Source organism: Primorskyibacter flagellatus, assembly GCF_048268605.1.
Classification (GTDB): Bacteria; Pseudomonadota; Alphaproteobacteria; order Rhodobacterales; family Rhodobacteraceae; genus Primorskyibacter; species Primorskyibacter flagellatus.
This window is the reverse complement of the sequence record NZ_JBLWVF010000010.1, coordinates 61,098-75,770: the sequence shown is the minus strand read 5'-3', so window position 1 is coordinate 75,770 and position 14,673 is coordinate 61,098. Positions and strand designations below refer to the sequence as shown.

Genomic DNA, 14,673 nt, shown 5'->3' with positions numbered 1-14,673 from the left:
CAAACTACTGTTTCTGAAATAAAAAAGCCCTCCTTTTCGGAGGGCTTTTCATCTCTGTTTATGACTGTTTTCAGTTCGCCTGACGCCTCAGAAAGGCCGGAATTTCGATCCGCTCCTGATCGGGGTCAGCCTCTGGCTCTGCCATCCGCTCGGGTTGATGGCCGTGAACCGGCGGTTGACGACGAGGTGCAGGAGCGTCGTGGCCATGCGCCTGCCCCTGACCGGTCATCCGATTGATCAGCGAATTGATCCCGAACCGGGGGCGCTCTGCGTCTGCGGGCTCCGGATCGGCGTCATAGCCTTGCGGCGCGGCTTGCGGACGGGCGCGGGCTGCAGCCTGCTGCAACCGGGCCAGCGCCTCGGGTGACGCTGCTCCGGCAGCCGGGGCGCGGGGTGCCACGAAGCTTCCGGCAGCCGGAGTGCGGGTGTCCTGCTTGCGGTGGATATGGGCCACGGGCTCTGCTGGCGGCTGATAGGCGGGGGCTGGCAGCTCGTCACCGGCACGCACTTCGCGACGCGGCGCATATTGCGGCTGCGTCTCTTCGAAGACCTCCTCTTGCGCTTCTCCCGCATCGGCATATCCGTCATCGAGCGTCTCGAACAGCGAAGGCTCTTCCGCTACGACAGCAGTTTGAGGCTCTGCCACGTCCTCGATCTGGGCTGCGATGGGCTGCTGTTCCGGCTCGTGATGCGCGAAGTCTTCTTCGACCGAGATCGGAGTGCGCAGCGGCTGTGCCAGCGAACGGCGTGGCACAGGCATTTCCAGGTTCACATCCGTCGCATCGATGCCGGTGGCGACGACGCTGACGCGCATCTTGCCTTCCATGCCGTCATCCAGCGTGCTGCCGACGATGATATTGGCCTCTTGGTCAACTTCTTCGCGGATGCGGTTGGCTGCCTCGTCCAGTTCGAACAGGGTCAGATCATGCCCACCGGTGATGTTGATCAGAACACCTTTCGCACCGCGCAGGCTGATTTCGTCGAGCAGCGGGTTCGCGATGGCTTTCTCGGCGGCCTGAATGGCGCGATCCTCGCCCTCGGCCTCGCCTGTTCCCATCATCGCCTTGCCCATCTCGTCCATCACGGCGCGAACATCGGCAAAGTCGAGGTTGATAAGGCCCGGACGCACCATCAGATCGGTCACGCCCTTCACGCCCTGATACAGCACGTCATCCGCCATGCTGAACGCTTCGGTAAAGGTGGTTTTCTCATTCGCCAGCCGGAACAGGTTCTGGTTGGGAATGATGATCAGCGTATCAACGACCTTTTGCAGCGCCTCGACGCCGTCTTCGGCCTGCTTCATCCGCTTGCCGCCCTCGAACTGGAAGGGCTTGGTCACGACACCAACGGTCAGGACGCCAAGTTCACGCGCGGCTTGCGCGATGATCGGGGCCGCACCGGTGCCGGTGCCGCCGCCCATACCGGCGGTGATAAAGCACATATGCGCGCCCGCCAGATAATCGACGATCTGCTCGATGCTCTCTTCGGCTGCTGCCGCGCCCACAGAAGCACGCGCCCCCGCGCCCAGCCCCTCGGTCACTTTCACACCCAGCTGCACCTTGCTTTCCGACATGGATTGCTGAAGCGCCTGCGCGTCCGTATTGGCAACGACAAAGTCAACGCCGTCCAACTGTTTCTGGATCATGTTGTTGACGGCGTTGCCGCCCGCGCCACCAACGCCGAACACCGTGATCCGGGGTTTCAGTTCTTCGTGTCCTGGCACCGTTAGGTTCAATGTCATCAATACATCCGCCTGCTGTTTTGGCCCGTTATCGGACCCTTTTTCCGCCTATTCCAGCCAACTTTATCGACCCAAGCGCCTTTCGTCACGCAAAAAGCAGCCGAAAACCACGGAATATGGCCCCATTCCCCACGACATACGCGACATTTTGCCGACACACCCATATGCAGTGTACGACAAAAAAAGCACCACTAGAGGAACGCCAAGCATCACGAAGCGCGTGGCGAATCAAAAAGGCTGCTTCTATTGGGAGTCTGCCCGACATCCCCTGACCACATCTTGTCGTGCGGTTCACGTTGAAACTAACAAAGAAATTCGGTGCCGTCACCCGCAATTGCACAAAAATATGACGCCCCGCGCCAATATAATGGCGCGGGTGATGTCCAATCGTGGAGGTCGGAAGAGTTTTGCGGAATTCGCGTGCCTACCAGTTGTCGCGGAACCATTTCACCGCGCGCTTGAGTGACCGCGCCGGGTATCTTTCGACCGGGATCGCAAAGTCCCACCATTCGTCCTGCGGATGCGCCGCAAACAGGCACAAGCCGACAGCGCTGGCAAAGCCCGGGCCGGTTGCGGCCTGCGGCAAACCATGCACCCGCATGGGCCGGCCCAACCGCACCTGATGGCCGAGGATCTTGCTGGCCAACCCGTCCAGACCGGGGATCTGGCTTGCGCCGCCGGTCAGCACGATCTGCTGGCTGGGCAAATGATCGAAGCCCGCCGCATCCAGACGCGCGCGCACCTCTTCGAGGATTTCCTCGACCCGCGGGCGCATGATGCCGATCAGTTCGGCCCGGCTGACGGTGCGGCGATCATGTTCCCAGTCGCCGGTATCGCCGCCAATGTCGATCTTTTCGCGATCATCCATGCCCGTCGCGACAACGCCGCCGTAAAAGGTCTTGATCCGTTCGGCAGTGGCCATCGGAATCTGAAGCCCCATCGAGATGTCGCCCGTGACGTGATCGCCGCCGATCCGCACCGCATCCGCCGCGATCATGTGCTTTTTCATAAAGATGGACACACCGGTCGCGCCGCCGCCAAAGTCGATACAGGCAGAGCCAAGCTCCTGCTCGTCCTCGACCAGTGCCGAGATGCCCGACACATAGGCAGAGCTTGCCACGCCGGCGAGTTCCAGATCGCAGCGCTTGACGCAATAGGCGAGGTTTTGCACGGCCAGCGCGTCCACCGTCAGCATATGCATGTCGGTGGCCAGTACCTGGCCCATCTGTCCGCGCGGGTCTTGCAGGCCCGAACGATGGTCCAGCGCAAAATTCACCGGCTGGGCATGCAGCACTTCGCGGCCCTCGCCGAAATCAGGCACATCGCAGGCCGACAGCACCCGGCCGACATCCTGTTCGCTGACGGTCTGGCCTTCCAGTTCGACCTTGCCTTCCAGTCCGTAGCTGCGCGGGCCCGCGCCAGAAAAGCAGGCAATCACATGATCGACCCGGATATTCGCCATTTTCTGCGCCGCCTGAATGGCGGTGCGGATCGCGCGCTCGGTCTCGGCCATGGCGCTGATCTCGCCGAATTTCACACCGCGCGACCGGGTCGTCGCAGCACCGATCACCCGGAACCCGGACTGCCCCGCCAAGGAGCCTATGCCGTCGATTTCCTTGGCATGCTCATTGCCGTCAAAACGCAGCACCAGACAGGCGATCTTGGACGATCCCACGTCCAGAATGGCAATGACGCCTCGCTGCATCGCCGCCTTGCGCATGTTGCGCATCGCGCGCTGGGTTTCATAGAGCTCGATCATGGTTCATTCTTCTCCAAACTCTAATGATTTCATTCGCCACAATTCCTCGACCGCGACGCTGGTCATCCGCACCGTCGGGCGGTTCGAGAGCCGCAGGTCCACCGTCACCAGATCACGCGACAGCATGTCCACGGCCTGATGCATCGCAATCACCCGCTCCAGCGCCTGAACGGCATCGGTTTCCGGCAACAGGATTCGTTGATTGCGGTTCAGCACCACGTCCCAACGACGCTCGCCGACGCGCACCAATCCGCGCAACCGCGTCGTCAGCGGCCCGGCGGCGGCGACAAGTTCCAGTGCTTCGGCCACGTTTCTGTCCGCCCCCGCCCCGGCAATCAGCGGCAGGTCGGGGCGTTTGTCGCGCGCCAGAAGCGGGCCGACCAACACGCCGTCGGCATCCAGCAGTTCCAACCCGTCCTGTGTGCGCCACACCATGACCGGCACGCGTTCTGTCACATCCACCTGCAACACGCCGCCCTGACGGACGCGCAGGCTGGCGCTTTGAACCGCGTCCAGCCCCGTGACCGTCGCGCGCATTGCATCCAGATCCAGATCAAAAGAGCTGACCGGGAAATCGAGCGGCAGAATATCGCGAATATCCTCGGACACCGAATTTGAGGCCCCGTCGATCGCCAGTAGTTTGACCATGAATTCCGGGCGTTCCTCAAAGGACCGACGATAGTCCTGAATGGTGGTGATGATCGCCTCGCGCCTTTCCTGATCGGCGAGATAGATGCCACCCGCCCCCAGCACCGCGGCCATCGGCAAGCCCACCCGCAGAACGACACGAAACAGCGGCGTCAACATCAGCCGTTGCATCCGGTAGCGTAGCCGTGAAGGCGCCGGATCGGGGCGGTTCACCGGTTGCAAGACGCGTCCTCCACCATCCAGCGGCACATCTCGCCAAAGCTGATACCCAGAACACCCCCCTGTTCCGGCGAAAGCGATGTAGGCGTCATGCCGGGCTGGGTGTTGGTCTCCAGCAGGATCAAGCCCTCCAGCCCGCGCGCCTCGTCCCAGCGGAAATCCGTGCGGCTGACACCACGGCAGCCAAGGGCGTCATGGGCGCGCAACGCATAATCCATGCAGGCATCGAAAATGTCTTTGGGGATGTCGGCGGGGACAACGTGGCGCGATCCGCCTTCCTTGTACTTGGCGTCGTAGTCATACCAGCCGTCGGTCAGAATGTCGGTGACGGTCAGCGCCCTGTCGCCCATCACGGTTGTCGTCAACTCGCGTCCCGGCGCGTAGGTTTCCACCATCACCACTTCGGGCATTTCGTCCGACAGATGCGGTGGGCTGTTGGCGGCGTCATGCACAAGGTAGACGCCGACCGACGACCCTTCATTATAGGGCTTCACCACATAGGGCGGCGGCAGAATATGGTGGGCCATGACCTCTGGCTTCGTCGCAAGGACGCTTTCGACAACCGGCAGGCCGACATCGCGGTAGACCTGCTTGGTCCGCTCCTTGTCCATCGCCATGGCAGAGGCCAGAACGCCGGAATGTGTATAGGGAAGCCGCATCCATTCAAGCATGCCCTGCACGCAGCCGTCCTCGCCCCACCGGCCATGCAAGGCGTTGAACACCACATCGGGCGCGGCGTCAGCCAGTTGCTGCGCCAAATTCGGGCCTGCATCGACCTCGACGACCTGAAATCCCTGATCCCTCAAAGCGGTGGCGCATTCACGCCCTGAACTAAGAGACACCTCGCGCTCTGCGGAGGGGCCACCCATCAGTACCACCACTTTCGGGCTTGTCCTGCTCGACATACCCAAAACTGCCTCGATATACCGGACCTTTGGCCCGTGTTATTGTCGCAACCTGCCTGTGGCTGCGTTTTCACCGCCGTTTTTTCGGCGTTTATTCCGGTGCGGGTTTGCCCACACGCATGATTTCCCACACTAGCTCTATTCCACTGTGTTGGAAAACCTTTTTTCGCACTTCCTCGCCCAAACCTTCCAGATCGGCGGCAGTAGCTCCGCCGGTATTGACCAGAAAATTGGAATGCATCGGGCTCATTTGTGCACCGCCCCGCATGGCGCCGCGCATTCCCGCGTCATCAATCACTTTCCACGCTTTCAGGTCATGGGCGTCATCGGACCGCCCGGTGCTGGAAAAGCCAGCGGGGTTGCGAAACGTGCTGCCTGCGGTGCGGTCCTTGGTGGGCTGTGTCTCGTCGCGCTTTTTCAACTGCGCGTCCATCCGCGCGGCCAGTTCTTCGGGGTCGCCCGAGACACCTTCGAACGTCGCCTGTGTAATCACGCAGCCCTCGGGCAGATCGGTCTGACGGTAGCGGAAATTCAGATCATCGGCATCAAGGGTGACAACCTCGCCTGCCCGCGTCACCGCCTGCACCTCGACAAAATGATCCGCCACATATGACCCGTAGCAGCCTGCATTCATCCGCACGGCCCCGCCGACAGCACCGGGAATGGTGCGCAGAAAGGTCAGGTCCACGCCCGCCTCTGCCGCGCGTCTGGCGACATGCGCATCCAGTGCGGCAGCGCCCGCCGTCACGCGGTTGCCCTCGACGGTGATCGCGTTGAACCCGCGCCCCATCCGGATTACCACGGCGCTCAGGCCGCCGTCGCGCACGATCAGGTTGCTGCCGACCCCCATCGGAAAAACGGCCACGGCGGGATCCAGTTCACGCAGAAAACCGCAAAGATCCTCGACATCCGCAGGCTGGAACAGCCAGTCGGCAGGCCCGCCGACGCGCAGCCATGTCAGTTCAGCAAGCGAGCGGCCAGCCGTCAGGCGGCCTTTGGGGGTGGGAAATCTCTTTGTCATGCCTGTCCTGCTACAAACTCGGCGCATCAAGAGCAAGCGCCGGAACCCTCAATCCGCCGTGGCCCTCCGGCGAAACCGCCACCACGCAATCAGCGCGCCCATGGCGGTTCCAATCACGGCAGGTGCCATCATCAGCACCGCAAAGATCGTATAGCCGATGCCGTCCCAGCCGACCTGCTGCCGTCCCTGCCAGATGCCCCAGAGCATCCCGGTCAGCGCCATCCCGGCCATGGCAGCCGCGATCCAGCCCCGCCGCCCGCGCACCACGACATGCGCCACAATCAGCGTCGTCATCAGACTGAAAGCCGGGATGAGATAGATCATGCCCGCGATCATGCGCCACGATCCTTCGTCAGTCCACCACACTGCCAAACAGACGCCGCAGCAGAGTGTCGGCAAAGACGACGCGCCAGCGCAGAACGCTCATTCCCGCCGCCAGCACCAACAGCCCGACCCACGGGCCGTTCTGCCAGGTGGCAAAACCCAAAAGCGGCACCCCGGTGACGATCAACAGATAAGCACTGTTCGGCTGTTCTTCTTCCGGCCACAGCATTGCGGTGACAGCGGCGGCGATCGCCCAGATACAAGCCAGCAAAAGCGATGTCGTCATCGCGCGCACTCCAGTGCTTCGCCACGAGGCCGCTGCCGGATATGGCAAGGCGGATTGCGCAGCATCGTCAGAAAACCGGCCCGTCGGGCCAGTGCAAATGTCAGCAGCCCATCCCGGCGGGCGGCCATCTTGGCGCGCGTCACGTCGACAACCGGCCCGGCAAATTATTGGCCCAGGTGCTGATTGTGCCCGCCCCAAGACAGACGACCATGTCGCCCGGCTGGGTCTGTTCCCGCACAAGGCGTTCCAGATCGTCTTCGCTTTGCAAGGCGCGGGCGTGCCGGTGGCCGTGGCGGATCAGCCCGGCCACCAGATCGTCACGCCCTGCGCCTGCGATCGGATCTTCGCCGGCGGCATAAACTTCTGCGATTGCGACCACATCAGCCTCGTTGAAACAGGCGCAGAAATCATCGAACAGCGAATGCAGGCGTGAATAGCGATGCGGCTGGTGGACCGCGATCACGCGGCCCTCACAGGCCTGACGCGCGGCCTTCAACACTGCGGCAATCTCAACCGGATGATGGCCGTAATCGTCGATGATCGCCACGCCGTCCACCTCGCCCACGCGGGTAAAGCGGCGATTGACGCCCCCGAAGGCCGCCAGTGCTTCGCGGATCTCGTCGCGTTTCATGCCCAGATGGCGCGAAACCGCCACCGCCGCCAGCGCGTTCGAGACGTTGTGATCGCCCGGCATCGGCAAGGTGCAGCCCTCGATCATCTTGCCCTCGGCCTGCAACGCGATGTCGAAATGCGCCACGCCGGTCTTGTAGGTCAGATTGACGGCGCGAATATCGGCCTGCGCGTTGAACCCGTAAGTCAGCACGCGGCGGTCGGTGATCTTACCGACCAAGGCCTGAACCTCGGGGTGATCGGTATTGCACACCGCCAGCCCGTAGAACGGAATATTCGACACGAAATCCAGAAAGCCCTGACGCAGCGTGTCGAAATCGCCCCAGTGTTCCATATGCTCCGGGTCGATATTGGTGACAATGGCAATGGTAGCGGGCAGACGGTTGAAGGTGCCGTCGCTTTCATCGGCCTCCACCACCATCCATTCGCCCTGCCCCATCCGGGCATTCGATCCATAGGCGTGAATGATCCCGCCATTCACCACCGTGGGGTCGATCCCGCCCGCAACAAGCAATTCCGCAACCAGTGTCGTGGTCGTCGTCTTGCCATGCGTTCCGGCCACCGCAATGTTGGATTTCAGGCGCATCAGCTCGGCCAGCATCTCGGCCCGGCGCACGACGGGCAGGCCAGTGCGGCGCGCCTCGTCCAGTTCAGGATTGCCAGGCTTGATCGCGGACGAGATCACCACAACCTCTGCCCCGTCAAGATTTTCGGCACGCTGGCCTTCAAAAATCACCGCGCCCAGGTCTTTCAGCCGGTCGGTGATTTTCGAGGCTTTCAGGTCAGACCCCTGCACGGTGTAGCCCAGGTTCAACAACACCTCGGCAATGCCCGACATGCCGATCCCGCCGATCCCGACGAAATGAATCGCCCCGACATCTCCGGGTAGCTTTGTTGCGCTCGCGTTCATGTCCTGCCCTTTTCTGCCAACTCTTCAACCATCGTAACAAGACGCTCTGTCGCGTCGGGCATCCCGAACCCAAGGGCGGCACGCACCATCTGCAATGCCCCGTCAGGCTCTGTCAGGACCAACTCTATCTGTGCGGCCAAGTCCTCGACCGTCATGCGCGATTCCGGCAGCATGATTGCCCCCCCGGCATCGACCAGCCCCCGCGCATTTGCGGTTTGGTGATCGCCCGCCGCCGCGGCATAGGGGATCAGGATGGACGGACGCCCGATTACCGAAAGATCAGCCAGAGAGGACGCGCCCGCGCGGCTGATGACAAGCTGCGCCTCGGTCATGCGGCGCGGAATATCATTGAAGAAGGGCTGCACATCGGCATCAATGCCATTTTCGGCATAATAGGTGGCGACGCGCTCGATATCCTCTTCGCGGGCCTGATGGCTGACCCGCAGACTGCGCAGCACCTCCATCGGCAATTGCGCGATTGCCGGCGGCACCACATCCGACAGGATGCGCGCGCCCTGACTGCCCCCGATCACGAGGACAGACATCGGATAATCGCCCGGCACGATATAGCCAGCCCCCGCACGCTCTATCACAGAGCGGCGCACCGGATTGCCGACGTGATGCCCTTCGATACCCTCGGGCAATTCGGTGGGCCAGGTGCCGCAAGCCACGACATCGACACGGCTGGCAAAGATCTGATTGACCCGTCCCAACACGCCGTTCTGTTCGTGGATCATGCGCGGACGCCGCAGCAGCGTTGCCGCAGCCAGTGCCGGAATCGACGGGTAGCCGCCAAAGCCCACGACAACATCGGGCTTGTCCCGGATCATCCCCGCCACGGCAGAGGTGACGCCGCCCGCAATGCGAAACGGCACGCCTGCCTTGGCGATCAGCCCGCCGCGCGCGAAAGTGGCGCTGGAGATCTGGTCGATCTCAACCGTATGCGGGAAGCCGCCGGTATAGCGTGCACCGCGCGCATCGGTGGAGAGTTTCACCCGCCAGCCGCGCCGCAACATCGCCTCGGCCAACGCCTGAGCAGGAAACATATGCCCGCCGGTTCCCCCCGCGGCCATCACAAGAAGCGGCTGTCTCATGCGCTCGCTCCGCCCGACAAGACCGAAGCGGCAGGCCCAAAGGCATTTGCTGCGATTCCTCTACGCGTTGACACGGTCATCTCAGCCGCCCCCGCAGAATATCGCCGATCTCGCCCTGCGGTCGGCTACGCGTAAAGGCCAGTAACATGCCGACAGCGATGCCGCCCGCAATCAGGGATGATCCGCCATAGCTGACAAAGGGCAGCGTCATGCCCTTGGCAGGCAGCAGCCGCACGGCCACGCCCATATTGATCATCGCCTGCACGCCGAACATGCAGGCCAGCCCGGTCCCGGCCAGACGGATGAACGGATCACGTTCCCGCATCAGACGCACCATCGAACGCACAACGACGGTCGCGTAAAGCGCGATGATGCACAGGACCAGAACCAGACCGTATTCCTCGGCCGCGACGGCGATGATGAAATCCGTATGGGCATCGGGCAACGACCATTTCACCTGCCCCTCGCCGACGCCGACGCCAAAGAAACCACCCTCGCGGATCGCGTTGGTGGCATAGCCCAGCTGCGTCGTCGGATCGACATCGGGGTTGAGAAACCCGTCAATGCGGCGGGCGAAGTGTTCAGAGTTGTTATAGGCAAACGATCCGCCCAGCACGACAAGCCCGGCCATGCCGACCAGCAACAGCATTGGCGCACCGGCGACGAAATACATCACACCCCAGCCGAAAAGCACCAGACAGGCCTGCCCGAAATCCGGCTGCATCGCCAGCATCAGCACAATCGCCACGGCCAGCGCAAAGGACCACAACCGCCCCGGCGGGCCGTTGATCTCTTGCGCGGCGGCCATCATCCAGGCCGCGACCACGACAAAACCGGGCTTGAGAAACTCCGACGGCTGCAAGCTGGCAAAGCCCAGCGAATACCAACGCACGGCACCCTTGCCGAAATCCGTGCCGAAGAACGGCAGAAAGGCCAGCGCCACGAAGGCAACAAGAAAGCCCAGCACCGCCAACCGTCGCACAAGTACAGGCGACATCATCGAGGTCAGGAACATCGCGGTCAGCGCAAGCCCGCCAAAAAAGGCCTGCCGCTGCACATAGTGGAAAGGGTCAAACCCGTTTTTGGCGGCCAGAGGCGGCGATGCTGCCAGCCCCAGCAAAATCCCCACGCCAAAAAGCATAAGAATGCACGACATCGACCACCTGTCGACCGTTCGCCACCATTTTGGTAAAATCGGCTCCCCGTCGCGAACGGGAACCGAGCCATAAACCATCTCCGTCATGGAACACCGCCAATACTGCCTCAAAGCGCCCCTTTTCGGGGTCTGCCTACAAGTGTAACCAATTTTTTATGTCCGGGCCAGTCCAAAGACGGCCCGATCCACCTGCCGGGTGGCACAAAATTCACCGCCCGACGCGCCGGGATGGAAAAGAGGAACGGCCAGTCCCACCGCGGCCTTTGACCGGATTTGCCAAGCGGCGTTGGCACTTGCGCCCTTGCGGGACACGGCCGCTGTGTCTAATCCCCCCGGATGGAAGTTGATACCCTGATCATAGGCGCAGGCGCGGCCGGTATGATGTGTGCAGCCCATGCGGGGGGCCGCACCCTGCTGGTCGATCACGCGAAAAAGCCCGGCGAGAAGATCCGCATCTCTGGTGGTGGGCGCTGCAACTTCACCAATCTGCATGCTGGCCCGGCCAATTTCCTGTCCGGCAATCCGCATTTCTGCAAGTCCGCGCTCAGCCGCTACACCCAGTGGGATTTCATCGCGCTGGTCGAAAAACACGGCATCGCATGGCACGAAAAGACGCTTGGCCAGTTGTTTTGCGACGACAGTGCCAAACAGATCGTCGCCATGCTGACCCGCGAAATCGACGCAGCGGGTGCAGACCTGTACGTCGAAACCAGTGTCGACGCGATCGAGCGTGGCCCGGATGGCTTCACCGCAACCCTCATCACCGCGCGTGGCAAGAAACGCCGCGTCAGCGCCCGCAATGTCGTGCTGGCGACGGGCGGCAAGTCGATCCCGGCGATGGGTGCCACGGGCTTTGCCTATGATATTGCCCGCCAGTTCGGCCTGCCCGTTACGGAGACACGCGCGGCTCTTGTCCCCTTCACCTTCCCTGAAAAGCGTTTCGCAGATCTGTCCGGCACCGCCTTGCCTGTCCGCGCCACCACCGGCGGCACGACCTTTGACGAGGCGATGCTGTTCACCCATCGCGGCCTATCCGGCCCGGCGATGTTGCAGGCCTCTTCCTACTGGCGAGAGGGTCAGCCTCTGGCGATTGATCTAAGCCCCGGCCTGTCACTCTTCGATCATCTGCGGGCCCGCAGGCAGGTTCATGGCGGACGCAACCTGACGACCGAGCTTTCCGCCGTCCTGCCCGCGAAGCTGGTGCAGCACCTTGCCGGGCCGCTCGCGCTGACGGGCAATCTGGCCGATCAGAATGACGCGCGGCTGGCCGAGATCTGCGACACCCTGCACGCGTGGCAGCTGCTTCCCTCGGGCACCGAAGGCTACCGCACCGCCGAGGTGACGCTGGGCGGGATCGACACCGCCGCCCTGTCCTCGCGCACGATGGAGGCGCGCGATGTCCCCGGCCTGTATGTCATCGGCGAGGCTGTTGACGTCACCGGCTGGCTGGGCGGATACAATTTTCAATGGGCCTGGTCGTCTGGCTGGGCCGCAGGACAGGCGATTGCACAGACATCACGCACAACGTGAAATCGGCGCCGCTGCTTGGGATCGAGTTCCAAAACCTCTTGCACAGACCCCACGCTGCGGCGGAAGATGCGGGTCCCGGCCCTCAAAAAGGCGCATTCATGCCGACCACCCTCACCGATGCTTTCGACGCCCTCGGCTATTCCGCTCGCAACGGTTTCCGCTTTGAACGAATGCCACGGATTCGTCAGCGCGCCTTGCTAAATGCCGGGTCAAGCGTGTCCGAGCCATTCACGGTGTGCCGCCTGCCAGCGGAAGGCCGGGGAAATATGGGATTGTACCGAATTGACAGTGCCGAGGTTTCCGTCTTCCAAAAGGTCACCACCAACACCCGTGAGTTTCGTATTGCCAAGGCCTTGATGCCGCATCAGGACGCGCCCTGCCATCCGCGTATCCTGCTATGCGCCATGCGCGGCCCCATGCTGCACATCTTTCAGGAATTCATCGGTGAAGATCCGCGACCGATCAGCCCGGAGGCTTACGCCGCGCTGGCCTGCGACTTCTCTGCCATGGCCACACGGGTGCTGGCCGATGCCGCGCCAACATCGCGTCTGGATTGGCTCGACAGTCTGACCAGCCGCAAATTTGTCAAAGACCTGGCCCACAGTACGGGCCGGGATGAAGGTTCCGTGCGCGACGCCCTGAATGACATCATTGCCCAACCCCGTGCGGTGGTTCACAACGACCTGCACAGTTCGAACATCCGGCATCGCAAGGACGGCAGCCCGGTCGCGATTGACCTGGGCGGCGTTGGCTGGGCCCTGCAAGGCGCTGAATATTATCGCCTGCTACCCAAGAACCTGACCGATGACAGCGATCTGGACCGGTTCGAGCAAACCACCGCCTGCGCCGCTGAACGTCTCGGCCGCCCCGTTGGCACGATCCGACGCGCCGCGTTCCTGGCGGCAGCAGCCCGACATGCCCGGTTCGCCAAACTGCGCCGCGGCGATGCGGTGCGCGAAGACCAGGCGCTTGCCTGCGCCGCGCGGGCGCTCTGACGCAAGACTTCCTGACCGCGCAGCCGTGTCAGGCGCCCCCCGCCTGTTCCAGCACCCGGTGCACCTGTGCTGCAAAATCCTCACCGCGCTGCTCAAAATTGTCATATTGGTCAAAGCTCGCCGCCGCGGGTGCCAGAAGCACAACATCGCCGTCCTCCGCATCAGCCGATGCGCGGGCAACGGCAGTCGCCATGTCGCCGCAAACTTCAGTCTCCATGCCGCCAAGCTGCATTGCAAACGCCGCCGCCTCACGTCCGATCACATAGGCCTTGACCACCGATCCGGAGGCTGCCGCCAACGCCTCCAGCCCGCCTTCCTTCTGCAAACCGCCGCAGATCCAGCGCACCTTTCCAAAAGCCGCAAGCGCCTTGGCCGCGCTGTCGACATTGGTGGCCTTGCTGTCATTGACATAGCGGACGCCACCTGCCTCGGCGACGGTCTGGCTGCGATGCGGCAAGCCCTCGAACGCGTGGAACGCCGCCTCGATCACACGCGGCGCAATTCCGAATGTGCGCACCACGGCATAGGCCGCGCAGGCATTCTGATGGTTATGCGCGCCCGGCAGGCCCTGCACGCCCCGCAGGTCGATCGAGGCAATCTGCCGCCCCTTGCGCCATTCCGCCAGAAACCCCTTGCGCGCAAAGACATGCCAGCCCGGCCCGGTCAGCTTCTGGCCTGATGAGACGCGGATCACCCGCGCATCCACCGCCGCCTCGGAAAGCTGATTGGCAAGAAACCGGCCCTCGGCCTCGTCCACGCCGATCACCGCGCGCTCCGGACCACCTTCGGCAAACAGCCGGCGCTTGGCGGCAAAATAGCCCCCCAACCCGCCATGCCGATCCAGATGATCGGGCGAAAGATTGGTGAAAACCGCCACATCCGGCGTCAGCGCCCGCGCCAGTTCGGTCTGATACGACGACAGCTCCAGCACCACGATCCCGCCATCGCCCGGCGGATCAATATCCAGCACCCCGCGCCCGATATTGCCCGCAAGCTGCACATCGCGACCGGCATGGCGCAACACATGATGGATCAGAGCAGAGGTGGTGGACTTGCCATTCGACCCGGTGACCGCGATCACCCGTGGCGTGGCACCGTGATCGTCCCAATCCTCGACGGCGAGCGAGCGGAAAAACAACCCGATATCATTGTCGACAGGCACCCCCGCGTCCCAGGCGGCGACAACCACCGGGTTGGGGGCCGGATAAAGATGCGGAATGCCGGGCGAGACGATCAGCCGGGAAATGCCGCGAAACCCGTCGACATGGCCCAGATCGCGGCAGACGAACCCTTCGGCTTCGGCGATGCTGCGGGCCGCGGGATTGTCGTCCCAGCACACCGGCTCCGCCCCGCCCGCGCGCAGGGCGCGCGCCGCCGCAAGACCGGATCTGCCAAGACCCAGAATGGCAATCTCCTGCCCCTCGAAACCATTCACCGGAATCATCTGCCTATCCT

14 protein-coding genes are annotated in these 14,673 nt (G+C 62.8%); 2 read left to right on the top strand and 12 right to left on the bottom strand.

Annotated elements, in window-relative coordinates; translation table 11 throughout:
* Positions 1–70 precede the first annotated feature (70 nt).
* From ftsZ to ftsW, 11 genes are all read right to left on the bottom strand, one after another.
* On the bottom strand, positions 71–1,741 hold the full coding sequence (ftsZ, locus tag ACN0WV_RS12360; protein ID WP_417606141.1) for a cell division protein FtsZ: 1,671 nt from the start codon (positions 1,739–1,741) through the stop codon (positions 71–73).
* Positions 1,742–2,165: 424 nt separating this feature from the next.
* Complete coding sequence (gene ftsA / locus ACN0WV_RS12355) at positions 2,166–3,500, bottom strand: cell division protein FtsA (RefSeq protein WP_417606140.1); 1,335 nt, start codon at positions 3,498–3,500, stop codon at positions 2,166–2,168.
* Positions 3,501–3,503: 3 nt separating this feature from the next.
* Entirely contained in the window at positions 3,504–4,319 is an 816-nt protein-coding gene (locus ACN0WV_RS12350) for a cell division protein FtsQ/DivIB (RefSeq protein ID WP_084353379.1), read from the bottom strand.
* A 38-nt stretch (positions 4,320–4,357) separates the two neighbouring features.
* Positions 4,358–5,272, bottom strand: coding sequence for a D-alanine--D-alanine ligase (locus tag ACN0WV_RS12345; protein ID WP_417606138.1), 915 nt, complete (start codon positions 5,270–5,272; stop codon positions 4,358–4,360).
* A gap of 91 nt (positions 5,273–5,363) precedes the next feature.
* Positions 5,364–6,293: a UDP-N-acetylmuramate dehydrogenase gene (gene murB, locus ACN0WV_RS12340; RefSeq protein WP_417606136.1), complete on the bottom strand. Its 930-nt coding sequence runs from the start codon at positions 6,291–6,293 to the stop codon at positions 5,364–5,366.
* 48 nt (positions 6,294–6,341) lie between these two features.
* Positions 6,342–6,629, bottom strand: coding sequence for a hypothetical protein (locus ACN0WV_RS12335; protein ID WP_417606135.1), 288 nt, complete (start codon positions 6,627–6,629; stop codon positions 6,342–6,344).
* Positions 6,630–6,645: 16 nt separating this feature from the next.
* On the bottom strand, positions 6,646–6,903 hold the full coding sequence (locus ACN0WV_RS12330) for a DUF2484 family protein (RefSeq protein ID WP_084353323.1): 258 nt from the start codon (positions 6,901–6,903) through the stop codon (positions 6,646–6,648).
* On the bottom strand, positions 6,900–7,046 hold the full coding sequence (locus tag ACN0WV_RS12325) for a hypothetical protein (RefSeq protein WP_417606133.1): 147 nt from the start codon (positions 7,044–7,046) through the stop codon (positions 6,900–6,902). The genes ACN0WV_RS12330 and ACN0WV_RS12325 overlap by 4 nt, the downstream gene beginning before the upstream one ends.
* On the bottom strand, positions 7,043–8,443 hold the full coding sequence (murC, locus tag ACN0WV_RS12320; protein ID WP_417606131.1) for a UDP-N-acetylmuramate--L-alanine ligase: 1,401 nt from the start codon (positions 8,441–8,443) through the stop codon (positions 7,043–7,045). The genes ACN0WV_RS12325 and murC overlap by 4 nt, the downstream gene beginning before the upstream one ends.
* Entirely contained in the window at positions 8,440–9,537 is a 1,098-nt protein-coding gene (locus tag ACN0WV_RS12315; RefSeq protein WP_417606129.1) for a UDP-N-acetylglucosamine--N-acetylmuramyl-(pentapeptide) pyrophosphoryl-undecaprenol N-acetylglucosamine transferase, read from the bottom strand. Before ACN0WV_RS12315 ends, murC begins: the two co-directional genes overlap by 4 nt.
* Positions 9,538–9,613: 76 nt before the next feature.
* Positions 9,614–10,780 carry a putative lipid II flippase FtsW gene (gene ftsW, locus ACN0WV_RS12310; RefSeq protein ID WP_417606127.1) on the bottom strand — a complete coding sequence of 389 codons (1,167 nt, stop codon included), beginning with the start codon at positions 10,778–10,780 and terminating at the stop codon, positions 9,614–9,616.
* 249 nt (positions 10,781–11,029) lie between these two features.
* Here ftsW and ACN0WV_RS12305 point away from each other — a divergent pair, with 249 nt between their 5' ends.
* Complete coding sequence (locus tag ACN0WV_RS12305; RefSeq protein ID WP_417606125.1) at positions 11,030–12,223, top strand: BaiN/RdsA family NAD(P)/FAD-dependent oxidoreductase; 1,194 nt, start codon at positions 11,030–11,032, stop codon at positions 12,221–12,223.
* 98 nt (positions 12,224–12,321) lie between these two features.
* Positions 12,322–13,218, top strand: a complete 897-nt coding sequence (locus ACN0WV_RS12300; RefSeq protein WP_417606123.1) for an aminoglycoside phosphotransferase/kinase family protein — start codon at positions 12,322–12,324, stop codon at positions 13,216–13,218.
* A 28-nt stretch (positions 13,219–13,246) separates the two neighbouring features.
* On the opposite strand, the gene murD is transcribed toward ACN0WV_RS12300, so the two are convergent.
* Positions 13,247–14,662 (bottom strand): UDP-N-acetylmuramoyl-L-alanine--D-glutamate ligase, encoded by a 1,416-nt coding sequence (gene murD, locus ACN0WV_RS12295; protein ID WP_417606121.1) that lies wholly within the window; start codon positions 14,660–14,662, stop codon positions 13,247–13,249.
* Positions 14,663–14,673 lie beyond the last annotated feature (11 nt).